This is a genomic window from Haloglycomyces albus DSM 45210, from assembly GCF_000527155.1.
Classification (GTDB): domain Bacteria; phylum Actinomycetota; class Actinomycetes; order Mycobacteriales; family Micromonosporaceae; genus Haloglycomyces; species Haloglycomyces albus.
On the sequence record NZ_AZUQ01000001.1, the window covers coordinates 415,954 to 442,231 of the forward strand.

At 57.4% G+C, this 26,278-nt stretch carries 19 protein-coding genes, 1 tRNA gene and 3 rRNA genes; 11 read left to right on the plus strand and 12 right to left on the minus strand.

Features of this window, described 5'->3' with window-relative positions:
* Positions 1-192: 192 nt before the first annotated feature.
* Genes araB through araA form a run of 3 tightly spaced genes read left to right on the plus strand, consistent with a single transcriptional unit; the run spans position 193 to position 4,014 of the window.
* Positions 193-1,845, plus strand: a complete 1,653-nt coding sequence (gene araB / locus HALAL_RS0102125) for a ribulokinase (protein ID WP_029767220.1) — start codon at positions 193-195, stop codon at positions 1,843-1,845.
* Complete coding sequence (locus HALAL_RS0102130) at positions 1,842-2,507, plus strand: L-ribulose-5-phosphate 4-epimerase (protein WP_025272424.1); 666 nt, start codon at positions 1,842-1,844, stop codon at positions 2,505-2,507. Before araB ends, HALAL_RS0102130 begins: the two co-directional genes overlap by 4 nt.
* Before the next feature lie 7 nt (positions 2,508-2,514).
* A complete protein-coding gene (araA, locus tag HALAL_RS0102135) occupies positions 2,515-4,014 on the plus strand; it encodes an L-arabinose isomerase (protein WP_025272425.1) in 1,500 nt (499 codons plus the stop codon).
* A gap of 244 nt (positions 4,015-4,258) precedes the next feature.
* Here araA and rrf read toward each other — a convergent pair.
* The 6 genes from rrf to obgE all read right to left on the minus strand — a co-directional run bounded on the left by rrf (position 4,259) and on the right by obgE (position 14,439).
* Positions 4,259-4,375 (minus strand): 5S ribosomal RNA (rrf, locus tag HALAL_RS0102140).
* A gap of 118 nt (positions 4,376-4,493) precedes the next feature.
* A 23S ribosomal RNA gene (locus tag HALAL_RS0102145) occupies positions 4,494-7,630 on the minus strand.
* Positions 7,631-8,379: 749 nt separating this feature from the next.
* Positions 8,380-9,914 (minus strand): 16S ribosomal RNA (locus HALAL_RS0102150).
* The 16S, 23S and 5S rRNA genes sit together here, the layout of an rRNA operon.
* Before the next feature lie 614 nt (positions 9,915-10,528).
* Positions 10,529-11,149 (minus strand): TetR/AcrR family transcriptional regulator, encoded by a 621-nt coding sequence (locus HALAL_RS0102155; RefSeq protein ID WP_025272426.1) that lies wholly within the window; start codon positions 11,147-11,149, stop codon positions 10,529-10,531.
* Positions 11,150-11,180: 31 nt separating this feature from the next.
* Positions 11,181-12,770 (minus strand): MFS transporter, encoded by a 1,590-nt coding sequence (locus HALAL_RS0102160; RefSeq protein WP_051463034.1) that lies wholly within the window; start codon positions 12,768-12,770, stop codon positions 11,181-11,183.
* A 202-nt stretch (positions 12,771-12,972) separates the two neighbouring features.
* On the minus strand, positions 12,973-14,439 hold the full coding sequence (gene obgE, locus HALAL_RS0102165) for a GTPase ObgE (protein ID WP_025272428.1): 1,467 nt from the start codon (positions 14,437-14,439) through the stop codon (positions 12,973-12,975).
* Between the two features lie 108 nt (positions 14,440-14,547).
* Between obgE and HALAL_RS0102170 the strand changes: the two genes are divergently transcribed.
* Positions 14,548-14,620, plus strand: a tRNA-Lys gene (locus HALAL_RS0102170).
* Positions 14,621-14,819: 199 nt separating this feature from the next.
* Positions 14,820-15,083, plus strand: coding sequence for a dsRBD fold-containing protein (locus tag HALAL_RS0102175; RefSeq protein ID WP_025272429.1), 264 nt, complete (start codon positions 14,820-14,822; stop codon positions 15,081-15,083).
* Between the two features lie 89 nt (positions 15,084-15,172).
* Here the strand turns inward: HALAL_RS0102175 and def are convergent, their stop codons facing one another.
* The 3 genes from def to HALAL_RS0102190 form a co-directional block, all read right to left on the minus strand.
* Entirely contained in the window at positions 15,173-15,694 is a 522-nt protein-coding gene (def, locus tag HALAL_RS0102180) for a peptide deformylase (protein WP_025272430.1), read from the minus strand.
* A 107-nt stretch (positions 15,695-15,801) separates the two neighbouring features.
* Positions 15,802-16,245, minus strand: coding sequence for a QcrA and Rieske domain-containing protein (locus HALAL_RS17255; RefSeq protein WP_025272431.1), 444 nt, complete (start codon positions 16,243-16,245; stop codon positions 15,802-15,804).
* A gap of 152 nt (positions 16,246-16,397) precedes the next feature.
* The gene (locus tag HALAL_RS0102190) at positions 16,398-17,588 is read right to left on the minus strand and encodes a S8 family peptidase (protein WP_211240414.1); all 1,191 of its coding nucleotides are present in this window, start codon (positions 17,586-17,588) and stop codon (positions 16,398-16,400) included.
* 622 nt (positions 17,589-18,210) lie between these two features.
* Here HALAL_RS0102190 and phoU point away from each other — a divergent pair.
* Positions 18,211-18,834, plus strand: a complete 624-nt coding sequence (gene phoU / locus HALAL_RS0102195) for a phosphate signaling complex protein PhoU (protein ID WP_156937560.1) — start codon at positions 18,211-18,213, stop codon at positions 18,832-18,834.
* Here the strand turns inward: phoU and HALAL_RS0102200 are convergent.
* The gene (locus HALAL_RS0102200) at positions 18,773-19,459 is read right to left on the minus strand and encodes a lysoplasmalogenase family protein (RefSeq protein ID WP_025272434.1); all 687 of its coding nucleotides are present in this window, start codon (positions 19,457-19,459) and stop codon (positions 18,773-18,775) included. The genes phoU and HALAL_RS0102200 overlap by 62 nt on opposite strands.
* 198 nt (positions 19,460-19,657) lie before the next feature.
* Between HALAL_RS0102200 and pstS the strand changes: the two genes are divergently transcribed.
* The 3 genes from pstS (at position 19,658) to pstA (ending at position 22,746) form a co-directional block, all read left to right on the plus strand.
* Positions 19,658-20,674, plus strand: coding sequence for a phosphate ABC transporter substrate-binding protein PstS (gene pstS, locus HALAL_RS0102205; protein ID WP_029767226.1), 1,017 nt, complete (start codon positions 19,658-19,660; stop codon positions 20,672-20,674).
* A gap of 187 nt (positions 20,675-20,861) precedes the next feature.
* Complete coding sequence (pstC, locus tag HALAL_RS0102210; protein WP_029767227.1) at positions 20,862-21,833, plus strand: phosphate ABC transporter permease subunit PstC; 972 nt, start codon at positions 20,862-20,864, stop codon at positions 21,831-21,833.
* Between the two features lies 1 nt (position 21,834).
* On the plus strand, positions 21,835-22,746 hold the full coding sequence (gene pstA, locus HALAL_RS0102215) for a phosphate ABC transporter permease PstA (RefSeq protein ID WP_025272437.1): 912 nt from the start codon (positions 21,835-21,837) through the stop codon (positions 22,744-22,746).
* A 66-nt stretch (positions 22,747-22,812) separates the two neighbouring features.
* Here the strand turns inward: pstA and HALAL_RS0102220 are convergent, their stop codons facing one another.
* Positions 22,813-23,286: a hypothetical protein gene (locus HALAL_RS0102220; protein WP_025272438.1), complete on the minus strand. Its 474-nt coding sequence runs from the start codon at positions 23,284-23,286 to the stop codon at positions 22,813-22,815.
* Positions 23,287-23,721: 435 nt separating this feature from the next.
* Here HALAL_RS0102220 and HALAL_RS0102225 point away from each other — a divergent pair, with 435 nt between their 5' ends.
* Positions 23,722-24,645: a cation diffusion facilitator family transporter gene (locus HALAL_RS0102225; RefSeq protein ID WP_025272439.1), complete on the plus strand. Its 924-nt coding sequence runs from the start codon at positions 23,722-23,724 to the stop codon at positions 24,643-24,645.
* Between the two features lie 121 nt (positions 24,646-24,766).
* A complete protein-coding gene (locus tag HALAL_RS17935; RefSeq protein ID WP_084471815.1) occupies positions 24,767-24,931 on the plus strand; it encodes a DUF397 domain-containing protein in 165 nt (54 codons plus the stop codon).
* Between the two features lie 364 nt (positions 24,932-25,295).
* Here HALAL_RS17935 and HALAL_RS0102235 read toward each other — a convergent pair whose 3' ends face one another.
* Positions 25,296-26,231 carry a helix-turn-helix domain-containing protein gene (locus HALAL_RS0102235; protein ID WP_025272440.1) on the minus strand — a complete coding sequence of 312 codons (936 nt, stop codon included), beginning with the start codon at positions 26,229-26,231 and terminating at the stop codon, positions 25,296-25,298.
* Between the last annotated feature and the right edge of the window lie 47 nt (positions 26,232-26,278).

The window sequence follows — 26,278 nt, forward strand, 5'->3', positions numbered from 1 at the left end:
GAATTCCCCCGAACTACTAGGCACTCCCACCCTGTGAACGGCACACATCCAAACATGAAAAGTCGACATTCGTCGGCACCCCCGCTCTAGACTTGTTTGGTTATGTGGTTTATTGTTCGTTCAGGTGATGAACATGATGAGGCTTCAAGTGTTTCGTGCGTGGTCGCAGACCCCATCTGAAGGAAGGCAAACATGACTCAAGCAGTGATCGGAATCGACTTTGGAACGCTGTCAGGGCGCGTCCTCGTCGTCGACACCACCGGTAAGGAACTTGCCAGTGTCGAACAGGTTTATAAACATGGAAGCATTGAGCAGCACCTACCTGATACCGATATACGACTCGGTTCCTCGTGGGCGCTACAGGACCCCGACGATTGGCGGGACGTCCTCAGACTCGGTGTTCCAAAGGCTCTGAAGCAAGCAGGGATTTCGGCGAATGACATCGTCGGTATCGCAACCGATTTCACCGCGTGCACAGTACTTCCGGTTACCGGTGACGGAACCCCACTGTGTGAATTGGCGGAGTTCCGAGGTCGCCCGCACGCCTGGCCGAAACTGTGGAAACACCATGCGGCGCAAGATCAGGCCGACCGCGTCTCCGAATTGGCACACGCACGCGGGGAAGACTGGATTCGCCGCTATGGCGGCAAGATCTCCTCTGAATGGGAGTTTGCCAAGGCCCTGCAGATCTTGGAGGAAGACCCCGAGATCTACCGGCGCATGGACCGGTGGATCGAAGCGGCCGACTGGATCGTCTGGCAACTGATGGGAAGCGAAAACCGAAACATTTGCACCGCAGGGTATAAGGGCCAATATCAAGACGGAGCTTGGCCCTCCAAGGATTACCTTTCTGCTTTGCATCCCGAGTTCACCGACTTTGCCAAATCCAAACTCGAGTTTCCACTGTCTCCATTGGGAAGCCGTGCCGGTGGAATCACCACGCGCGCTGCGGAATGGACTGGACTCCGCATCGGCACCCCGGTTGCGGTGGGAAACGTCGACGCACATGTTACGGCGTCCGCCGCACAGGCCGTCGACCCAGGACACCTGGTGGCCATCATGGGAACCAGTACCTGCCACGTCGTCAACGCCGAGCTCCTCTCAGAGGTTCCCGGCATGTGCGGTGTCGTTCGTGACGGTATCGTTCCCGGACTATGGGGTTTCGAGGCCGGACAATCCGGCGTCGGTGATATCTTCGCGTGGTTTGTGAAGAACGGTGTGCCCGATTCCTATACCCGCCTGGCCGAGCAACGCGGAATGTCGATACATGACTATCTAAGCAAGTTGGCCGCTGAGGAAAACGTCGGCGAACACGGTTTGATCGCTCTGGACTGGCATTCGGGAAATCGTTCCATTCTGGTCGATCACGATTTGACCGGTGTGCTCGTCGGTCTTTCCCTCCATACTCGACCCGAGCAGATATACCGGGCTCTCTTGGAATCCACTGCATTCGGAACCCGCAAGATCATTGACACCTTGACAACATTCGGTGTCCCCATAAACGAAATCACCGTTGCCGGTGGACTACTGAAGAACAAACTCCTGATGCAAATCTACGCGGACGTATTGAATCGCCCACTTAACGTGCTGACCAGTACGCAAGGGCCGGCCCTCGGTTCGGCGATCCACGCTGCCGTTGCCGCCGATGTCTATCCGGACATTCAAACCGCGTCAGCCGAAATGGGAGATGTCGAACGTGGAGTATACCGCCCTGATCCTGACAACGTGACTCTCTACGACGACCTCTACAACGAATACTGTGACCTGCACGATCACTTTGGCAGGCAGGGAAGCCGAGTTCTGCACCGCCTTCGCGAAATCAGCCGGAAAGCGAGCCAATCGTGACTAAATCAGTAATCGACGCGTACAAGGAACTTGTCTGCGAGCTGCACGCGGAACTTCCACGATGGAGTCTGGTGGCGTGGACCAGTGGCAATGTCTCGGCCCGTCTTCCCGATGAAGACCTCATGGTTATTAAACCGTCCGGAGTATCCTATGATGATCTTTCCCCGGAAAACATGGTGGTCTGTGATCTAAACGGCGTACCACTGGATAAAAACGTGAAGCCGTCATCGGACACTGGGAGTCACGCCTACGTATATCGTCATCGACCCGATGTGGGCGGAGTCGTACATACACACAGTCCTTACGCCACGGCTTGGGCGGCAGCTGGAAAACCGATACCGTGCGCCGTTACCGCTATGGCCGATGAGTTCGGCGGCGAAATCCCCGTTGGCCCGTTCGCTTTGATTGGGGACGAATCGATTGGAAAGGGAATCATCGAAACGCTCGATGCCAGCCGATCGCCGGCTGTCCTCATGCGACAACACGGGGTTTTCACCATCGGAAAGGACCCCAAATCAGCGGTCAAGGCCGCTGTCATGTGTGAGGACGTGGCGCGAACCGTCCATCTGTCACACCAACTCGGTCCAGTGGAATCCATTCCCTCGCAGGACATCGATTCCCTGTTTGACCGGTACCAAAACGCCTACGGACAGAAGAGTTGATCGTACTATGACGATTTCATTTCCTCTCAATGCTCCCAACGAACCGGAAATCTGGTTTCTCACCGGAAGCCAAGACCTCTACGGCGACGAAACCCTGCGCATCGTCGCAGAACAGTCCGCACAAATCGCCGGACACATCAATCACACCAACCCCATCAACGTGGTGTCCAAACCTACGGTTACGTCATCGGACGCCATTCGTCGTATAATCCTGGAAGCCAACGCATCAGATCAATGCATTGGTCTGATCACGTGGATGCACACCTTCAGTCCGGCTAAAATGTGGATATCCGGACTGACCAAGCTACAGAAGCCGCTTCTACATTTCCACACGCAGTTCAACCTCGATCTGCCATGGGACCGGATCGACATGGACTTCATGAACCTTAACCAAGCGGCACATGGCGATCGCGAATTCGCGCATATAGCCACCCGCTTGAACATCCCGCGTAAAACCGTGGTTGGACATTGGGAACAGGAATACGTCACCGATCAGATTGAAACCTGGAGCCGAGCGGCCGCAGGGTTCGCGGCGGCGCAGAACCTAAAAATCGCACGTTTTGGCGATAACATGCGCAATGTTGCCGTGACCGATGGCGATAAGGTCAGTGCCGAGATCGACCTCGGCCCGTCGATTAACGGCTACGGCGTCAATGAAATCGCCGCGCGTGTAGAGGCAATCCCTAATAGCGCTACAGACGATCTCATCGAGATCTACCTCAACAATTACTCCGTCTCCCCGGAGTTGCGCCCACAAGGGAATCGGCATCAGTCCCTTCGGGACGCGGCGAAGATCGAAGTCGCCTTGCGGGAGTTTCTTCGCGACGTCGGTGCGCACGGATTCACCGATACGTTCGAAGACCTTGGGACGCTTCCCCAGCTTCCAGGAATCGCAGTGCAGCGCCTCATGAACGAAGGCTTTGGATTCGGTGCCGAAGGTGATTGGAAAACCGCCATCCTGGTCCGCATCGCTAAAGTAATGGCGGCCGGGCTCGACGGTGGTACTTCGTTCATGGAAGATTACACTTACAACCTTGGAGTTGAGCACCCCCAGATTTTGGGGGCGCACATGCTCGAAGTATGTCCTTCTTTGGCCTCTGACGTACCGACCTGCGAGATCCACCCCTTGGCAATGGGGGCAAAAGCCGATCCGGTTCGACTGGTATTCACCGCACCGACCGGACCCGCGTTCAATATCGGTCTGACTGATCTGGGAGACCGTTTCCGCCTAGTCGGCAATGAAGTCGATGTTGTACCGCCGGAAGCTGAGCTACCAAACCTCCCGGTGGCACGCGCCGTATGGGAACCGAAGCCAAATCTCGCAACATCTGCGGCAGCGTGGATGCACGCAGGAGCTCCCCACCACACATTGCTGTCACAAGCAATCGGACGAGAGGTGTGGGAGGACTTCGCCAATATGGCCGGCATTGAAATGGCCGTCATCGATGAGCGAACAGACCTACGTGAGTTCAAAAAGGAGCTTGCGTGGAACAAGTCCGTATACTAATACGGCTGTAGAGCAGGGGGGCAGGCCGCGTACACACCGCACCTGCCCCCTCTTCTTCTAAACCCAAAAAACACACCCCAAGCACGCCACACCACCACCCACACGGCATCAAAAAAAAGGGGGGAGAGGCGACCGCGACCACGTCACGACCGCCTCTCCCCCACAAAGAAAAACACACAAAAAGGAGAAGGGGGAAAAGCCAGTGGCTTCTCCCCCTTCTCCTATTCACAAATAAAATTAAATTGTTTGGCAGCGACCTACTCTCCCACACCCCCACGAGTGCAGTACCATCAGCGCAGAAAGCCTTAACCACCAGGTTCGGAATGGAACTGAGTGTACCCCTCCCGCACACACCACCAAACAAAAACACACAGGCCAACACACCCAGGAACACAAACCCCAGCATGTTGCCTCAGAATCATATAATGCACGTGAGCATCAAATCTCTACCCCAACCAACCCCCAAAAAAGGGAAAATATTAGTTAAGCTCTCGGCCATTAGTACCGGTCCACTCCACAAGTCACCCTGCTTCCATACCCGGCCTATCAACCCCATCATCTCTAGGGAACCTCACCAACAAACCAATGTTGACGGAGATCTCATCTCGAAGCACGCTTCCCACTTAGATGCTTTCAGCGGTTATCGCTCCCGAACGTAGCCAACCAGCCATGCCCCTGGCGGAACAACTGGCACACCAGCGGTTCGTCCATCCCGGTCCTCTCGTACTAGGGACAGCCCCTCATCAAATCTCCAACGCGCGCGGCGGATAGGGACCGAACTGTCTCACGACGTTCTAAACCCAGCTCGCGTGCCGCTTTAATGGGCGAACAGCCCAACCCTTGGGACCAACTCCAGCCCCAGGATGCGACGAGCCGACATCGAGGTGCCAAACCATCCCGTCGATACGGACTCTTGGGGAAGATCAGCCTGTTATCCCCGGGGTACCTTTTATCCGTTGAGCGACACCACACCCGTACGTTGATGCCGGATCACTAGCCCCAACTTTCGTTCCTGCTCGACCCGTCAGTCTCACAGTCAAGCACCCTTATACGCTTACACTCACCAACTGGTTTCCAACCAGCCCGAGGGCACCATTGAACGCCTCCGTTACCATTTAGGAGGCAACCGCCCCAGTTAAACTACCCACCAGGCACTGTCCCCCAACCCGATCAGGGCCGAAGGTTAGACACACCATCAAACCAGAGCAGTATTTCACCAACGACTCCACCAACACTAGCGTGCCAGCTTCCCAGTCTCCTGCCTATCCTACACAAACCAAACAGTGCACCAATACCAAGCTATAGTAAAGGTCCCGGGGTCTTTCCGTCCTGCCGCGCGAAACGAGCATCTTTACTCGTACTACAATTTCACCGAGCCCCTCGTCGAGACAGCGCCCAAGTCGTTACGCCTTTCGTGCAGGTCGGAACTTACCCGACAAGGAATTTCGCTACCTTAGGATGGTTATAGTTACCACCGCCGTTTACTGGCGCTTCAATTCACCACGACACCCCACAGGGCTAATGGATCCTCTTAACGTTCCAGCACCGGGCAGGCGTCAGTCCATATACCTCACCTCACGGCTTCGCATGGACCTATGTTTTTAGTAAACAGTCGTTCCCCACCAGACTCTGCAACCCCCACCAGCTCACAGTCGCTTGACTACACCAGTAAGGGCCCTCCTTCTCCCGAAGTTACGGAGGCAATTTGCCGAATTCCTTAACCATACATCACTCGAACGCCTCAGTATACTCTACCTGACCACCAGTGTCGGTTTAGGGTACGGGCCGAACAACACTCGCTAGAGGCTTTTCTCGACACCACGGAATCACAGAATTCAACCCAACGGTCTACGCATCAGCGCTCACCCACACCCACTCAAGGGCCATTGCTCGGATTTACCTAAACAACGGGCTACCACCTTNCCCCGCCTCATCCACCAGACGGTACTGCTATCCCCATGCGTCACCCCATCACTACACTACCAACAGAAAGGACCCCAACCAGATCAAAACAGCCAAGAAGCAAAACCCCTCAACCATCCGTCACCAGCCGGTTAGCATAACTGCCTTCGCACAACACGCATCACTCGGGTACCGGAATATCAACCGGTCAACCATCGACTACGCCTCACGGCCTCGCCTTAGGACCCGACTAACCCAGAGCGGAACAACCGTCCTCTGGAACCCTTAGTCAAACGGCGGACTAGATTCTCACTAGCCTTACGCTACTCATGCCTGCATTCTCACTCGCACACACTCCACGGACACACCCCAACGGGCTAGCTCACGCTTCCGCTTCCCCGCATGCACGACGCTCCCCTACCCACACACAACCACCAACGTGGCCACATGCGCTACGGCTTCGGCGGTGCACTTCAGCCCCGCTACATTATCGGCGCTCAACCACTCGACCAGTGAGCTATTACGCACTCTTTCAAGGATGGCTGCTTCTAAGCCAACCTCCTGGCTGTCAACGCGATCAAACATCCTTTTCCACTCAGCACACCCTTAGGGGCCTTAGCCGGTAATCAGGGCTGTTTCCCTCTCGACCCTTGATCTTTTCACCAACAGTCTCACTGCCAACACCACACAACAGCATTCGAAGTTTAACTCGAGTCAGTAACCAACACGGCCCATTCCCGAATCAGAGCCCTACCACCATCACATGAACATGTTGACGCTGTACCTAAATACATTTCGGGGAGAACCAGCTATCACGGAGTTTGATTGGCCTTTCACCCCTACCCACACCTCATCCCCCCAATTTGCAACTTAGGTGGGTTCGGGCCTCCACACGCTCTTACACGCGCTTCACCCTGGACATGGGTAGATCACCCCGCTTCGGGTCTAAAACACACAACTCTACGCCCTCTTCAGACTCGCTTTCGCTCCGGCTACCCCACAACAGGTTAACCTCGCTGCACACCTTAACTCGCAGGCTCATTCTTCAAAAGGCACGCCATCACCCACACCCACCAAAAGACAGGCAACAGGCTCTGACGGCTTACAGGCACACGGTTTCAAGCACTCTTTCACTCCCCTCCCGGGGTACTTTTCACCATTCCCTCACGGTACTCATCCACTATCGGTCACCAAACACGTTTAGGCTTACCAGACGGTCCTGGCAGATTCACACAAGGCTCCACGAACCCCGCACTACTCGAGCATCACACCAACACATGCACACCAGCCTTCACCTACAGGACTCTCACCCACTCCGGTTGACCATCCCAAGCCATTCAGCTAACCAGCACACACACGCACGCCCCCGGTAGAAGACGACCAGCGCAACCTCACAACCCCGCAACCGCAACAGCTACCGCCTCTTCACACGATCACAGTTTAGCCTCCATCCGCTTTCGCTCGCCACTACTCACGAAATCACTATTGTTTTCTCCAACAGGTACTAAGATGTTTCACTTCCCCGCACACCACCAACTGGCCTATACATTCAACCAGCAGCAACCGACCACCAAGCCGGCTAGGTTACCCCATTCGGAAACCCTGGGATCAACGCCCTGTTGACAACTCCCCCAGGAATATCGCAGCCTCACACGTCCTTCATCGGCATCATTCGGCACCAAGGCATCCACCATGCGCCCTACACAACTTAACCAACACACACCCACACACACCACACACGACAAAGCAGCCCGCTCATGCACCACCACGAAGACACAACCCCGCAACAGCCACACCAACACACCACCCACGCGCCACAGCACATGTAGGCACAAGTCAGTCAGGATAGAAACATAAAGACACTCACGCACACTATACAAATCTCAAACAACACACCAGCCAATGCACACGCACACAACACGCACCACACCAACCAACACATCACCACCACACCATCCACAACAGACAACACAGCAGCAATCCGCCAGCCAATGCACACACGCCACACACGCTCAACATCAACCCGCTCCAAGGCCTATCGCCTCAGAACCCAAACAGGGTGCCACACCAACACCAGAACCACCAACACAGCACCCCCAGCACCACCATCAAACAACAGTGACAACAAGAAACACCACACCAGCAAACACCAGCATCAATGCGTAAATAGACAGTCAACGAGTAAACGACACACCATAAAAAACAATCAGTCCACATCCAAAACAGCACAACAACAAACGACACTCGCCGCTCGCGCCAACCAACACCACAATCAACAACCACTAACCAAACCAATGATCACCAATCATCAACTGCACACAGCATCAGCCAGACCATTCCAGACAATAAAGAAACCACCAACTACTCACCACCAGTCAGACTCAACCAACCAGCAGCACACCATCAGACACCCAAAAGCACCCAACAGCAACTTCATCAGCAATCCCTCAACAGACTCCTTAGAAAGGAGGTGATCCAGCCGCACCTTCCGGTACGGCTACCTTGTTACGACTTCGTCCTAATCGCCAGCCCCACCTTCGACCACTCCCCCCAGCAAAAACCGGTTAGGCCGCAGGCTTCGGGTGTTGCCAACTTTCATGACGTGACGGGCGGTGTGTACAAGGCCCGGGAACGCATTCACCGCAGCGTTGCTGATCTGCGATTACTAGCGACTCCACCTTCATCGAGCCGAGTTGCAGACTCGAATCCGAACCACGACCGGCTTTACAGAGATTCGCTCCACCTCACAGCTTCGCTACCCGCTGTACCGGCCAATGTAGCATGCGTGAAGCCCTGGACATAAGGGGCATGATGACTTGACCTCATCCCCACCCTCCTCCGGTTTAACACCGGCAGTCTCCCGCAAGTCCCCAGCCGAACTGCTGGCAATACAGGATAAGGGTTGCGCTCGTTGCGGGACTTAACCCAACATCTCACGACACGAGCTGACGACAGCCATGCACCACCTGTCACCCAGTCCGAAGAAACCCACATCTCTGCAGGCGTCCGGGTGATGTCAAACCCAGGTAAGGTTCTTCGCGTTGCATCGAATTAATCCGCATGCTCCGCCGCTTGTGCGGGCCCCCGTCAATTCCTTTGAGTTTTAGCCTTGCGACCGTACTCCCCAGGCGGGGCGCTTAATGCGTTAGCTACGGCACAGAACCCACAAAAGAGCCCCACACCTAGCGCCCACCGTTTACAGCATGGACTACCAGGGTATCTAATCCTGTTCGCTCCCCACGCTTTCGCTCCTCAGCGTCAGAACAAGCCCAGAGATCCGCCTTCGCCACCGGTGTTCCTCCACATATCTGCGCATTCCACCGCTACACGTAGAATTCCAATCTCCCCTACTTGCCTCAAGCCTGCCCGTATCCACCGCAAAACAATGATTAAGTCACTGCCTTTCACGACAGACGCAACAAGCCGCCTACGAGCCCTTTACGCCCAATAAATCCGGACAACGCTCGCGCCCTACGTCTTACCGCGGCTGCTGGCACGTAGTTAGCCGGCACTTATTCAAACACTACCGTCAACAGACAACAAGCCTGCCTTCGCCATGAATAAAAGGAGTTTACAATCCGAAAACCGTCATCCTCCACGCGACGTCGCTGCATCAGGGTTCCCCCCATTGTGCAATATTCCCCACTGCTGCCTCCCGTAGGAGTCTGGGCCGTATCTCAGTCCCAATGTGACCGACCGCCCTCTCAGGCCGGCTACCCGTCACCGCCTTGGTAGGCCATCACCCCACCAACAAACTGATAGGCCGCAAGCCCCTCTCCAGCCGAAAAAACTTTCCACACACCACCATGCGATGACATGTCATATCCAGTATTAGCTGCCGTTTCCAGCAGTTATCCCAAAGCCAGAGGCAGGTTACTTACGTGTTACTCACCCGTTCGCCACTCGAGTACCCAGCAAGCTGGGCCTTTCCGTTCGACTTGCATGTGTGAAGCACGCCGCCAGCGTTCGTCCTGAGCCAGGATCAAACTCTCCAACAAAAACCAAAAACAAAAATGTTAAGGCAAATGCCGAAAACTCAACCTGACCACAATAATCCAAAAAATATCGGAATAAAGAAATCAACAGTCATACAAACCAACCAAACAACACCACCACCATGCCCAAACAGACACAACAACAGCATCATCCAGCCAGCCCGCACGCTGACTATCCAAACACCCTGTTCAGTTCTCAAACAACACGCCACAACCAACAACACCACAAAACAGCATCACCAGCCGAAGCAACCCCTCAACATTACCAAACCCCACCAGAAAGTCAAGAACAACCCCCAGTAGACCGCATCACACAGACACGCCAGCAAGCCAAAGGCACCACCAACACAACCAAACAACACCCAACCCCAACAGAGCCAAGCCACCCACAACAACACAACCAAAATGTCGCATTCCTGCCGGTCTGTCCGATTGCCTCGGCGACAAGAACTAATTTACGGCACTTATCCTGACCGCTATTGCAAGCCCCCCAAGCATAGTGACTCAGCACTCCAACAGGAGGAACCTTCCCTGGTAATCCGCATAACCAGGGACGTGAGATATCCACAATTATCGACTGCACGGGAGGAGCCGTACTCCGCACGAGCCACTAACGATTACGTGCCGATGCCTTGCAGAAGTGTGTCAACGACTTTGGGTGCGAAGTCGTCTGAATTCAAGTCGGGGAAGTTCTCATAGACCCGAACGGACATGAGCGGGCTGATAAACATGACCACCGCCAGATCGAGATCGACGTCTGGACGGACCTCTCCTCGTTCAATCCCTCGTTGGAATACGTCTTTGATGAACTGGCGACGCTTTTGCATCACCCGGTCGTTGTGCTCTCGCAATTTCTCATTGCTCTTCAATTCCAGGGAAATCGCCTTAAACACCGCCAGTTCGTGCGGGCTAAGATCGGTTCTCATATTGGAAGCGAGCCGAATAAGGTCGTCGCGCACACTCGTGTGCGGCAAGTCCTGCACTACCGCTGCCTTGATGCTGTCAACCGCCGCTACGATGAGCTCTTCTTTCGAACTCCAACGCCGATAGATCGTCGCCTTCGAAACGCCGGATCGATCCGCGATCGCTTCAATGCTGATCGACCCGACGCTTCCGCGTTCCACTAGGAGGTCCAAAGCAGCCAACAGTATTGACCTACTGGCTTCGCTACTACGTGGTCTCCCCTGCTGTGCACAGGTATCGTCACACGACTGGCCTTCTCTTTGAACTCCATCCATGGCACCATCTTCTCATTGACCCGGCGTTCGGTTACGCCTTCTGTTCTGCATCCGAGGCTTGCTTCATGACCTGCCCTTTGGTCGGGAAGAACAGAGCGACCACGATTGCCGCCAAAACTCCGACACCGACCGCACACCATGCCGTCAGGTGCATGGCTTGAACGAACGATTCGTTGGCCGCCGACATGACTGATCCGGTCTGTTCCGGAGGCACCGCCCCTTCTTCGACCGCACCATAGGTGGAAGCGATCGAATCCTGTGCTTCAGCGGGCAGCTGCGGAGCATCAACGGTGACCTGGCTGCGGTAGTTCTGCGCCATTACCGTTCCGAGTACCGCCACGCCGAGGGACCCGCCGACTTGGCGCAAGGTGTTGGCGAGTGATGAAGCCACACCGGCCTTCTCCTTTGGGACCGACGACATCAAGGTGTTCATCGCCGGTGGCATGAGGTTGGACATTCCCGTGCCCTGAATGGCGAACAAAAGGACCATGACCCAGGTGGGAGTGTCCGTCTCCAGTTGCGTAGCAATGCCCAACGAGGTCATCACCAGTCCCGACCCCGCGAGTCCGACCGCCTTTGGTCCGAAACGCTCCACCATGTTGTTGGACAGGGGCGAAAAGATCATCATCGAAGCCGCGAAGGGAAGGAACAACATCCCCGCTTGGAAGGGACTGAACCCCTTGACGATCTGAATGTAGAACGTCATGAAGAAGATAACCGCCATCGACGCGAAGAAGATGAGGGCGATGATTCCCGACGAAGCGGCGAATCGCGCGTTCTTGAACAGGTTCATGTCCAAAGACGCATACGGGATTCGCTTTTCCCACAGTACGAATCCGGTGAGTACGACGATTCCAATGAGCAACGGTCCCCAAACGCTGAGCGTGCCCCACTGACCGGAGTCCCCGGCCTCAATGATCCCGTAGGTCAAGGCGACGAGACCAACGATGGTCAGAATCATTCCGACCACGTCGGTGCGCAGCTTGGGGCCCTTCGATTCGGGAGCCATGATCACGATGAGAGCCATGGCCACGATCACAATGGGTACGTTAATGAGGAAGATCGATCCCCACCAGAACCGCTCCAGCAGGACCCCGGCCAACATGGGCCCGAGTGCGCCACCGGCCCCTACGGCCGCAGTCCAAATCCCGAGAGCCTTGGGGAATTCCTTGTTCGAAAACACCGAGCGCAGCAGAGAAAGCGTCGACGGCATCATGGCCGCCGCCCCGACACCTTGAAGCGCGCGATACCAGATCAACTGTGTTGGGTTAAGGGCATAGGCCGATAGCAGGGAAGCGATACCGAACACAAGCAAGCCGATAAGCAATAGTCTCTTTCGCCCGAACTTGTCACCGATAATCCCAAAGGCGAATAGAAGACCGGCAAAAACGAGCGTATAGGAGTTGATCATCCACGCCAATTCGCTCTGGGAGGCTCCGATCCCGTCATTGGGATCGGCCAGAGTCTTCATGGCCACGTTCAGAACGGTGTTGTCCAAAACCACGATGATGAGGCTGAGAACGAGTACAGCCAGAATCCACCACCGATAGGGGTGTCCTTTGTCTGCTTCGATGTCGGAGGCGTCCGATACGGTTTCCGACGTTGATTCGCGTGTTGACATGTTTTTCACAATACCACTTCCAATACGAAACCGTATCGTATAGTAACTAACGTCACGGACGTTCAACTTCCTCATAATCAGCGATGTTTGCTTGGGGCACAGAACAATACGAAATCGAACGCAGTCCGTTCTCAGGTGCCCTGGATACAGAAAGGGCCCCGCTGGAAGCTCCAAGCGGGACCCATGTCATCTGTATCGCACCTTATCGGTTGCGTCGTGATTTGCCACGTGCCTCTTTCTCGGCACGAACTCGTTCCAACCGTTCGGCACGACGTGCGTCGTGCTCGGCGCGACGCTCTTCAGCAGACTTCCTGTCGGTCCGTTCGAACCTGATGTCCTTTCCGCGCGGGCTGACGGTCGCCAATAGTTCGGGATCGGTGGGCTCCCACTCAAATTCGTGTTCTCCGATTTTGACGATCGAACCCGGCACCGCTCCGGCCTTCACCAATTCGTCCTCGACACCGAGATTGGCCAAGCGGTCGCCCAGATAACCAATGGCTTCCTCGTTCTGGAAGTTCGTCGTCTGAATCCAACGTTCCGGTTTCTTACCCACAACCTCAAACTCGACATCCCCCTCAAACGCCGGCGTGCGGCTGTAAACCTGGAAGGCATCGCTTTCGACACCCTTCGGTTTGATGACGACTCGGGGTGCCTCCGGTTCGGGCTGCTTCGCCCGGTAGGTCTCCACGGCTTCGGCGAAGGCAAAGGACAGCTGGCGAAGACCCGTTCGCGTCACCGCGCTGACTTCATAGATGGGCCACCCGTGTTCTTCCAATCGGGGCCGCACCATCTCCGCCAAATCCTGGCCGTCGGGAACGTCGATCTTATTCAAGACAATAATGCGAGGCTTATCGTGCAGACCGCCGTATTCTTCAAGTTCGGATTCAATGACGGCGATGTCGTCAATCGGATTTCGATCGCTCTCCAAATTGGCGGTGTCGACGACGTGAGCCAGAACCGCACACCGTTCGATATGGCGCAGGAACTCCAATCCCAGCCCTTTACCACCGGCTGCCCCCGGGATGAGACCCGGCACGTCGGCGACGGTGTACGTCGTATCACCGGCGGCGACAACGCCCAAGTTCGGAGTCAGGGTGGTGAATGGATAGTCCGCGATCTTGGGCCGGGCCGCAGACATATTGGCAATCAACGACGACTTTCCGGCTGAGGGATACCCGATCAGACCAACATCGGCAACGCTCTTCAGCTCCAGCACCACGCTAAAGCTCGGTCCCGGCTCACCCAATTCGGCGAAACCGGGGGCACGCCGTCGGCGGCTGATCAGGGAAGCATTCCCCCGACCACCACGCCCGCCTCGGGCGATGGTCACTTCCGTTCCATTTCCAGTCAAATCAGCAATTTCTTCCCCGTCCGCGAAGAGGACCGTGCCGTTGGGCACAGGGACGCGCAGAGTTTCACCGCGAGCGCCGTCGCGATTGTCGCCACGTCCATGGGAACCGTTGCCGGCTTTCAGTTGTTTTTTAAAGTGCAAGTCGAGGAGGGTGTGCGCGTTCGGGTCGACGTAAAAGATCACATCGCCGCCGTGTCCGCCGTCCCCACCGTCGGGTCCGCCCAACGGTCGGAACTTCTCTCGGTGGATTGAGACGCAACCATTACCGCCTGAACCGGCACTGACCTCGAGTTTCACCCGGTCGATAAAATTAGCCACGGCTCAAGCTTAACCGCTTGGACCCCCCTCGCAATCGGTCGCCGCGACTCGTGCTAAAGTTTTATCTCGTTGCGGGAAATTCACCGGGAACGGGAGATAACCGTGTAAGCGCCGTTAGCTCAAGTGGCAGAGCAATTGACTCTTAATCAATGGGTTCGGGGTTCGAGTCCCTGACGGCGCACAATTCACAGTGAAAGGCTGGAATCTCAAGCGAGATTCCAGCCTTTTTCGTTTGTTCGAGTGATCATTGTCGAATTCCGGCGGAGCCGGGTGGTTCCCGAGTTTCCACGGTCGACTGTCTTGTACCGCTGCCGTGGGCGCCCTTTATGCGGGATAATGAGTATTACTCGAAAAGGGGGTGAAATACAATGAGCCCGGCGATGCTCACCACACATTGGGACATCCAGGTCGACTTGGAAGAGGACCAAGACTACTGCGTTGCCACCGCTCGATTGACGCGCCGTGACGGCAGCACGCATAGCTGCGTAGGCCGCGCTAGGCGCAACCCCACGGATCGCCCCATGGCGCAGATCGGGGAAGAGTTGGCGAGCGCTCGGGCGCTGGCGGAGTTGAGTCGTGTTCTGCTGAGTGACGCGTCAAAGGACGTCGAGTTTAACGTCAGACGGGGAGACCCCGAACGCTAAGCGGTTTGATACGACAGTCGGCGCCGAATGTGTCGTTGCCGCCGCCCGGCGACAGCGACACTCTTCGGACGAGTGGTCAGGTGCCGGCTCTAGGCGTTGCTTTCGCTGAGTCCGGCGTTTTTCAGGAGACGCTTACGTACCTTTTTAGGTAGTTTGTCCACGTACACCGTCCCGTTCAAGTGATCGGTTTCGTGTTGGAGACACCGTGCTAGGAAACCGGTTCCTTCCAGAGTGATGTCTTTGCCGTTTTTGTCCTTCCCCGTCACCACCGCATGGTCGGCTCGGGCGACCTCGGTGTATTCCCCTGGAACGGACAGGCAGCCCTCGTTTTCCAGAACCAGTTTGCGCTCGCCTTCCACCGCCTGGAGTTCCGGATTCACAATATGCGCCACCGTGTGTTTTCCCTCATCGTCAGGGCAGTCGATCACAAAGACTCGGGCGTTCACTCCGATTTGGTTCGCTGCCAGTCCGACACCGTCGGCTTCGTACATGCTGGCGAACATGTCGTCAACGAGCTCAGCGAGCTCTTGGTCGAATTCGGTTACCTCAGTGCAGCGCTGATGCAGGACGGGGTCGCCGTAGTGCACGATGGGGCGTACGTTGCCGGACAAGTTGACTCCTTGGGTGAAAAGACACGAGCTTGTTGCAAACTCTGTGCAATATTAACTCACCCGAGGGCGTCAACCCGCCTACCCGGTCGGAAGCACCCTGAACGGGTTCAGTCGTCCGCCGGATAGATGTCCTCTCCGTCGATTCGGATCGCGAAGGGAGCGAGATCCTCCTCGGCGGGTCCCTGGGTCACTTGGCCGGAAATATCGTACTCGGACAGGTGGTTGGGGCAGACTATGACTCCATCATCGTCCGGCGCTTGAACGATGGTGCCCTGATGGGTGCATCGAGCGTCATAAGCGGCGATATCGCCTTCCGTCGGTTGCACCAGAACGACGGTTCCGACCACGATCCCGCCACCCGTCGGGACGTCGGATGTCCGTGCCAGCGGTTCGTTTGGATCCGGCTCTTGCTGTTCGGTGGGGTTGTCATCTTGGGTCGTTCCGCATGCGGCCAAGACGCCTGCGGTCCCGATCCCCACCGCACCGCAGAGGAGCGACCGGCGCGAAGAAAGGACGGCACGCGCCGTCTCTCGACGTTTATCGTTGTGCATGTTAAAGAAATACCATACTGCGAGCCCCAAAGGCATACATGCGATTGTTATTCGTCTATGTTTTTTGGGGAGGTCGAAAAAGGAGGACCGGCCCCAGTAGGCCGATCCTCCCCGGATGATTCAACCGCATAAACCGTAGCGGCTAATGACGTCTAGCCCACGTAGAGAAGCAGGTTCGGGCTTCCCTTCGGGTCGGAGACGACACCGCTGGTGGCGTTTCCGGTAATGTGGTCATTAACCTGAGACGGCGAGGCGCTCGGGTTGCCCTCCAAGTAAAGCGCGGCACCGCCGGCTACGTGTGGTGAAGCCATCGACGTTCCGCTGATGGTATTGGTGTCGTCATCTCCCTTGTGCCAAGCGGAGGTGATGTCGACGCCGGGAGCGAAGAGGTCAACGCAGTCTCCCCAGTTGGAGAAGGAGGCCCGAGTGTCGGTGTCGTCGGTCGCGCCGACGGTGAGAGCGTCCGGCGTGCTGGCCGGAGATTTGGTGCAGGCGTCGGCGTCCTCGTTACCGGCAGCGAGCGCGTAGGTGACTCCGCTGTCGATCGAGTTGGCGACCGCGTCGTTGACCGAGTCGCTGTAGCCTCCGCCCAGGCTCATGTTGGCCACGGCGGGCTTGACGGCATTGTCGGTGACCCAGTTGATCCCGTCGATGACCGAGGCCCACGATCCACCGCCGTTGCAGCGCAAGACCTTAACCGCGACCAGATCGACGTTCTTCGCAATACCGTATTCGGCTCCCCCGACGGTGCCGGCGACGTGGGTGCCGTGTCCGTTGCAGTCCTTGTCGGGGCCACCGACGGTGTTGGTGCCCCAGGTGGCGCGACCTTCGAACTCGTTGTGCGAGATCCGAATGCCGGTGTCGATGACGTAGGCGGTGACGCCGGAGCCGGTCGCCGGGTAGTCGTAGACGCCGTCGAGCGGCAGTTCACGCTGGTCACTACGGTCGAGACCCCAGGTCGGGTCCGACTGCGCCTGCAGCTGGACGGTGGCGTTCTGCTCGACGTAGTCGACGCGTGGGTGGCCCGCGAGACGCTTGGCCTCTTTCTCCGTCATGGTGGCCTCAAAGCCGTCCAATGCGGAGTCCCAGGTCCGCTCGACTTCGGCGCCGTACTTCTGAGCCAAGCCGTGCGCGGCCCGGTCCACCTGAGGCGTGTCATTGAGAACAACGATGTAGCTGTCGTTGATCGTGTTGGCCTCGTCGGCTCCGCGAACGGTCCCCTCGGCATTCGCAGGCGAGGCGCCGGCGAACACGGCGATCGCCATCGCACCCGTCATGGCTCCCAGCGTGGCGAACGGTCGGAAGCGGTTCCGCCCACTGGATTTCATTCGAATGGATTCCATCCGAACTCTCCCTTCAGTTTTCAGGTCAGCATCGGTGAGTCTTGGCTCGCTGAATCGGGCAAGTCGGTCAGCCCGGGTTCACAAACCAATTCTCTTTAATAAAAGAAATATTCATCTTTTATTAAATGCTTCCGCTCACGCTAAAGCTAGATCCGCACAAATACAAGACCGAATTTGTCTATATATAGACCACAGTGGCACAACAAAGGTATTGCCGAAGTCACCACGAACCCTCGGAGTGAGTATTTAAGGAACTGAAGAAAAGATCCGGGCGTCGGTTACTCGGCGTTCACACAGCCTACGCCAGTGCTCAGAAGGGACAGTGAGACTCGTTCTGAAAATGTCGTACGTATGACTCTCGTCGCCATGGAAAATACTCAGGTCGATTGGTAGGACGCTTTCAGAGTGTCCGAACTACAGAGGGGTCGAAAAAATTCTAAAAACAGATCGCGCTACGACGGTGCCTACTCCCGATCCCCGATCAGATCGCCCAGCCTAACCATCCTTGGTTTCCCGCCAAGTAGGCTTACAGATAAGAATCGCTGTGGCGACCACACCTACGTCACAGCAATGTCGACGATCGGAAGCGGGCTGAGCAGTGGGAAACATCTTCCATCAACATTTGGACGACTTGAATGAACTGCTGGTCGATATGTCCCAACGAACCGGGAGCGCGATGGAGCGAGCCGGGGGCGCACTGTTGACCGGTGACGTCGAACTGGCGCAACAGGCCGTTCAGGGTGATGACACCATCAATCGCATCCAATACGAAGTTGAAGACCGGGTCGTGGAACTCATGACCCGATATCAACCCCTGGCCCACGACCTACGCTTCGTGCTGGGGTCCGCCCGCATTACGAGCGACCTCGAACGGGCCGCAGACTATGCCAAACACATCGCCACCACCGTCATCGAACGTGCTCCGTTTCCCGCCGTCCCCGAATTCCTCCACCCCCACTTCGAGACCATGGCACGGGCCGCCGCCCGCATCGGCGACAAGACCACCGAGATACTCACTTCACGGGACGTCGTCAAAGCCTCGCAGCTGTCGCTGGACGACGACGAACTGGACGCGGCGCAGGAGGCCGTCCACGACGCCTTCGCCGACTGGAACTACGGAGCACAGGCCGCCGTCGACGCCGCCCTGCTCGCCCGGTTCTTCGAAAGGTACGGGGATCATTCCGTTAAAGTGGCGCACCAAGTCGTGTATCTGGTGACCGGTGAGGTTCGCCTGGATCGTTCCTGAAAATCTCCAGCAGTCCACTGACGATCAAATACTGCGCGACGGCATAGGTGATCATGATCGCCTCCGCACGCCCGGTGAAATCGATGTCGGCCAGCTCCAAACCGATCATCAGGTCCGAAGCCACGAACATCAACGCCCCGTATCGCACTCGGGTTTCTTCCATACCGGCGGCCAAGGCGGCCATGCTGATCAAGAGCAAACTGTAGATGCCCACCGGTGCGGCGAACGCTGCGAAATCCTTCCAGAATACGACATTGAAAACCAGCCACAACAGCAGCAACGCCGCCGGCAACGGCCAACGGCGTACGGCCCCGCGAATCGCGCCCTGGGAAATGAACACCCACATGTACAGCACCTGCATGATGCCGAACAGGGCGATTCCCGCCATGAACATCAGTTCTCCATCGGGTAGCAGGGCGGCATCGGCGAGCCACGCGGCTATGAGGGCCAGAGCGATAATGCGGTGTTGGTTGCGGGTCAGGCGCGATTCCGCGATGAAGTAGACCACGAGCAATGGCATGAGCACGAGCTTGCTTACCCAGCGCACCGGTGCGATATCGAACACGATGGCGGCCACGTCCACTCCGGTGGCCAGGGCAAAAAGGCTGAGTACGACCTGCGTCATGAATATCCTTTTCGGGGGGCTCTGGGGCGGTTTCACCCATGATATCGAACGCCTATCCGACGGTGGTGAGCCGGATTTCCAAAAGTCCGATCGTCGTTCACCTTGTGTTCAACTTGCTTTCTCTCCATGTATGCCCCGAGCCTTTTTCATGGGACGTGAACGAGATAGACACCCGAAAGACAGAGAGAAAACGTGAAAATGACAATGCGCCGTCGGGCCTTCATTCCAGTCCTGGCCGCTAGCTCCTTGGCATTCAGTCTCGCCGCCTGCGGTGGAGACGAGGCGGACGAGGTGATTGGAACCGGTGCCTCCTTCCCGGACGCGTATTACCAGGCCGCCATCGCCGAGTTTAACGATGACCACGATTTCGACGTCACGTACGACGCGGTTGGATCCGGAACCGGCAAGTCCGACTTCGGAGAAGGTCTCAACGACTTCGCTGGAACCGACTCACTCGTGGGTGACGGTGACGGCCCCGAAGACGGAAGCTACCAGTACATCCCCACCGTAGCCGCCCCCATCACCATCCCGTTCAACCTCGAAGGAGTCGAGGAACTGAACCTGGGTCAGGAAACCCTGGCCAAGATCTTCCAAGGCGACATCACCAGCTGGAGCCACGATGAAATCGCCGCCGCCAACGAAGGCGTGGAACTCCCCGAGACCGACATCACCATTGCCCACCGCTCCGACGGTTCGGGAACCACGGGTAACTTCACCCGTTTCCTCGACGAGGCCACCGAATCGTGGACTCTCGGTGCGGGAGACACTGCCGAATGGCCGTCCAACGCCGTCGGTGGTGACAAGAACACCGGTGTCGCCCAGGTCGTACAGGACACCGACGGTGCGATCGGCTACGTAGACTACGCCGACGCCACCGAACTTGGACTGACCACCGCCAACGTGGAGAACAAGGACGGAAACTTCGTCGCTCCCACGCTGGAGGGCACCACCGCCGGCCTGGATGGGGCCGAGGTGAACGACGACCTGTCCTTCAACCCGCTGAACGCGGCGGGTGAGGACGCCTACCCGATCACCGCCCCCACCTACCTCCTGCTGCACACCGACCAGGACGGCGACAAAGCTGACCAGGTCAAGGAATTCGTCACCTGGCTGCTCACCGACGGTCAGCAGTACGCGGAGGAGAACGGTTACGCGGCTCTGCCCGACGGATTGGCGGAGCAGGCACTCACGGCCGTGGAAGACACCCTCGGATAACACACCAGATGTACACGGTTGACGGTTTCATCGATCGCTTCACCCTCCCAGGTGTCGCAGACCGACGCTACCCGTATAGTGCTCCAGTCAACGTCAACCGTGTCCTTTTGACAGATCGCAGCGTCCCCGGGCTTACCCCGGGGACGCTCTTTGCGTACCTACCACAAAAAGAACACGGAGAAATAGGTTGAGCACCATAGACCGGCCACCGGCAGACCTTGAGTCACGTGCCCGAACCCGATTGGCCGACAGGTCTTTCAAATGGCTCGTCACCGGAGCAGGGCTCACGGTCTTGGCGATTCTGGCCTTCATTCTGATCTCAACGACGAATCAGGCCTTTCCCGCGTTGCGGCACGCAGGTCCCATCGAATTCCTGTTCGGAAGCCGATGGGCCCCCAACGAAGAAATCTTCGGTACGCTGTCGATGCTGTACGGGACCGCCGTCACCAGCCTGATCGGCATGATCTTCGCGGTTCCCGTTTCCATTGGACTCGCCCTCTTCATCAGCGAAATCGCACCTCGCTGGGCCAAGCGCCCCATCATCACCGTCATCGACCTGTTGGCGACCATTCCGTCGGTCGTATTCGGACTTGTGGGCGTCATCGTCTTGGCACCGCATCTCGCTTCGATTTATCAGTGGTGGTCGGACCTGGTATCGCCGATTCCAATCTTGAACACCGTTTTCGGTGACGCGAACTCCGGGCGTACCTATTTCACCGCCGGAATCGTCCTGGCGGTCATGATCATTCCCATCATCACGTCCATGTCCCGAGAGGTGTTCGACACCGTCCCCGACACCGACAAGCAGGCCGCCTACGCGCTGGGTGCCACCCGTTGGGAAATGATCAAGGGTGCCATTCTCCCCCACTCCTTCGGAGGACTCGTGGGAGCCTCCATGTTGGGGCTGGGCCGTGCCATGGGTGAAACCATCGCAGTGACCCTGGTCGTCGGTGGTGCCTTCCACATCTCGGGGAACATGTTCGATTCAGGAAACACCATGGCCGCCGCCATCGCCCAGCAGTTCGGCGAGTCGTCAGGCCTTCACACCGATGCCCTGATCGGAATCGGTGTGGTGCTGTTCGCGCTGACCGTCATCGTCAACCTCCTCGCCCGCCTCGTCGTCCGTCGTGCCGAAGCCAAGTTCAAAGGAGCCAGCTAATATGTCCACCATCGCTCCGCCTCCCGAGAATCCACGACGTGATCTCAGCACGCGTTCTCTGGGGAAGATCCGCAATTTCAAAAACCGTGGCGCTACCGCCGCCATCGCGTTCTGCCTTGTGGCGGCGGCGCTTCCTCTGATCTTCGTATCATGGGAAGTCCTCAGCCGGGGCGGATCCATGTTGAGCTTGGAGTTCCTCACCTCCGACATCCCGCGTAACTACCGGTCGGTCGGTGGCGGCATGTGGCCGGCGATTATGGGAACGTTGATCATTACCGGAATGGCCGCGCTCCTGGCGTTGCCCATCGGTATCGCGGGCGCGGTATACCTGAACGAATACGGTAAGAATTCGGCGACCGCCAGGTTCATCCGTACCATGTCCGACGTCATGACCGGCGTCCCGTCGATCGTGATGGGCCTGTTCATTTACGTGGTGTGGGTGCTGACCATCGAAGAGCGCAACGGTTTCGGGGGCGCTTTGGCGCTGGCCTGCCTGATGCTTCCCATCGTGGTGCGGTCGGCCGAGGAAATGCTGAAACTCGTCCCCGAAGAATACCGGCTGGCTTCGGCGGCATTGGGGACTCCCAAATGGAAGACGATCATGACGGTCGTTCTGCCTTCCGCCTCTTCCGGTCTAACGTCGGGTTCCCTTCTGGCCATTGCCCGCGCCGCCGGGGAAACCGCTCCCATCATCGTTACCGTCGGGCTGACGTACTCCGTCAATCCCGACCTCTTCTCCGGGGGAAACACGACTCTGGCGGCCCAGATCTATCGCAATGCCGCCCAACCGTTCGACGGAGCGGTGGACCGTGCTTGGGCAGCGGCCCTGACGTTGATCGCCATCGTGTTCGTCTTTACGATCATCGCACGCGTCATCGCCGCACGGTTCTCCATCGAGTCCAAGCGGGGTTAGTGCACCTAAACGGCGGTGTCCGGATGGGCACTCCGAACACCGCCGTCAACAGCCGGGCACGTGGATTCAGCTGAAATGAATCCCTGTGGCCGGACCGGTGGGAACATCGTCCTGGTCCGCCGTTTCGTGCCGCTCGCTTCGTTTCCGGGCGTTAAAGGGCATTGACCCGGCGGGTCCTGGGGTTTTTCCCAGTATCGTCCGAGCCTGGTTCAAATACTTCAGACCGGCCAAAGCATAGGCTCTGGCCTTCTCGAACTGGGAGGTCTTTTTGGCGGTGCTCAACACCCGCTGAGCCTCAGCCAAAAGCCTCTTTGCTCGATCCACAGCAGACTTGGCCTCTTCCTTACCCGCCGTTGCCGGCAGGATGTCCACTTGACTGGAGAGAAGCGCGGTCCACGCCTCCGCGTCGGACTTGGCGCGGTCCTTACGCCTGCGGCGTGTATCAATATATGAACGCAGTCCCAATACCATGGCTGCGAGAACCACGACAGCGACAACGGCTCCGAACGAAACGAGGGCGACCATGATCGCAGTTTCCATGAGTTCACCTCCGAGACGCAGTCGTGAAAATTAATACCATTTCAATGGTAAGCCATTACCCATGGCGACCGGAAGTCCCCAATTGCGATTTCTAGCTGGGCACAAGGGCAACAGCCGCGTCCTGACGGTCAAGCGCCACCCACCGTGCCACTATTTCGATTCACTCCGAAAACCGAGTATCGGAACATGTGAGCAACGTTCAACCTCCTGAACAAAGCTCAGTTTATGAGAGATCCACAGGCTTCGGGCAGAATTTCGGGAATCCGACAGCTGCGACTCGCGGTCGCCGTCGGCATTCTCCTGACCTTGATGAGCACCATGGGGTATGTTTCACATTTCATATGCGATCATGCGCATGTTAGCATCAAAATTAGACGGCCCACCGTCGTCGACCACACTGATAAGCAACAGGGCTAGTAGAGGAGTCACCTCAGCATGGGAGCAGGACACGATCACGGCACGGGAGCGGCCTCAGCGGTTTCCCTGGGCTCGAAGCATCGCAACCGCCTTTGGATCGCCCTGGGCCTGTCGCTTACCACCATGGCCGTCGAGGCCCTCACCGCCTGGCTGACCGGCTCCTTGGCTCTGCTGTCGGACGCGGCACACGTGGGAACCGACGCCATCGGCATCGGCATGGCCCTGGCCGCCATCCTCGCGGTGCGCCACGCCTCCGCCGCCTCACATCGCACGTACGGCTTTTACCGACTCGAGGTCCTCGCGGCCCTGGCCAATACCGTCTTGCTGTTCGGGGTGGCCGTCTTTGTTTTCGTCGAAGCGGTGAAACGCTTCGGAGATCCCCCCGAGGTCCAGTCTCTCCCCATGATCCTGGCCGCCACCTGGGCACTGGCCGCCAATGTCAGCGCCTTGTTCCTGCTGCGCAGCGGGGCCAAGGAAAGCATCAACCTGCGGGGAGCCTACTTCGAGGTACTCGGCGACGCACTCTCCTCCATCGGCGTCATCGTGGCTGCGGTCATCATCCAGTTCACGCAGTGGTATTACGCCGACGCCATACTCGCCTGCGCCGTGGCGCTGTTCATTCTGCCGCGTGCGTATCGACTCGGCCGAGACGCACTGCGGATCTTGCTTGAAAGCGCACCCACACGGATGAATATTCCCGCAATGGAAAGAGAACTGAAAGCCCTTCCCGGAGTGAGAGAGGTTCACGACCTTCATGTTTGGACGCTCACCTCCGGCATGGACGCGGCCACGGTTCACCTAGTGGCCCAAGAGGATACGGAACATTCTGAGGTCCTCAAAGAGGCTAAATCCTTGCTCAACGACGGCTTTCATATTACACATAGCACTGTCCAAATCGAGCCTGATGACGATGTCTCCACGTGCGAGAACCCCAATTGGTGACTCTCGGTGTTGATGTCAATAATCCGATACTGACGTGTTCGTGACGCCATATCCATTCGCACATGCGATATGGTGGAGCAACCTGGGGACTCGAGATGTTTTCCCATATTAGGAGGAACAAATGCTGACATCAGAGTGGAAGAAGAGCGCTCGTTCGGGACACAACGGCGCGTGTGTGGAGGTTCGCGTCGCCGACAAGTCGATCCAAGTCAAGGACTCCAAACTCAACGAAAGCCCGATACTTCGGGGAGGTGCAGCCGACTGGCAGGCTATTCTGTCGTCGTAACGAACGACCAGCGATGCCTCGCCCGATAACGGCCACCTGTCAGCGCCGTCCATGCGACGCCACAGCCAGCGGCAGGCTTCGCTCCGTGGCGCTCGATGGCCGCCGGTGTGGTGGCACGGAAATCAAGGAACGACACCCTTGAACGACGTCATCGATGACCACCGGAGTACGACGACGACCGTGCCGCACAACGCTTGATACAGAGCGGACGATTCCTACCGACACAATCCCGCTCTCACACGAGCGTTGCGAGGAGTACCGACATTACAACGCGACAACACGAACGGGGCTGCCTCGAAAGCCGAGTGCAGCCCCGTTCACATGTCCTCCACCGGTGCCGACGGGTTCGACACCGCATCAGCGCCTAAAGACTTTCCAACTCCCGCATGTACTTACGAATGAACTCGCGGCTTTCGATCGGCCCCTTGGCGATAGAGCGCAAGTTGTTGAATACGCCCTGGAAGGGTCGAACCGAATCCCCTTCCTCGTATATGTCGCCGTTGTGGCTCTCCACGTATACGACTTCCGGGTGTCGATATCCGGCCGGGTCCTCACTGAATTCCATGATCGTGAACGAGCCCAGCATGCCCGGATAGGTTCCCGCCGCCAGCGGCAGAACTTGCACGTCGACTCCGGGGCGTTCGGTGATGAACAGCAGATGTTCCAGTTGCTTGAGCATGACCTGCGGGCCACCGATAACCCGGCGCAGCGCCCCTTCGTCCAGGATGTTCCACAGCTTGAGGTCGTCACCGAGGCGCTCTTGACGTTTCATGCGCAATTCAATGCGCTTCTCCATCAACTTCTTGCTCTCTTCGGTGGCCAAGGTGAACGTGGCCCGGGCATAGTCTTCGGTTTGCAGGAGCCCGTTAATGATCAATCCATCGTAGATGTTCAGGGTATTGGCCCCCGACTCCAATCCGACGTAGGTCGAATAGGCGGGCAGGATGGAATCCGAGTAGCGCGCCCACCAGCCTCGCCGACGCGATTCACCCGCGATGCGGATGATTTCCTGAACCTCGTCGGAGTCGACGTCCGCACCGTACACCTCGGCAAGCTTTCGGATGTCGCGCGGCTTGATGCCGACGTTGCCCGATTCCATGCGATAGATCGTGGAGGTCGTACATTCCAATACATCGGCCGCCTCCTGCGCGGAGCATTCCGCTTCCACGCGCATTTCGCGCAATACGACGCCGATGCGCCGACGGCGCACCGTGGGGCTGACACGTTGATCGCGGCCGGCGCTGGATTTGGAGTTCTGGCGACTCTTTGCCTTGGAGGTAGGTTCATTCGATTGAGCCATACTTTACCTAGCTTCCACCGTTTGGTTTGAACGTCTGGGGCGTGAGT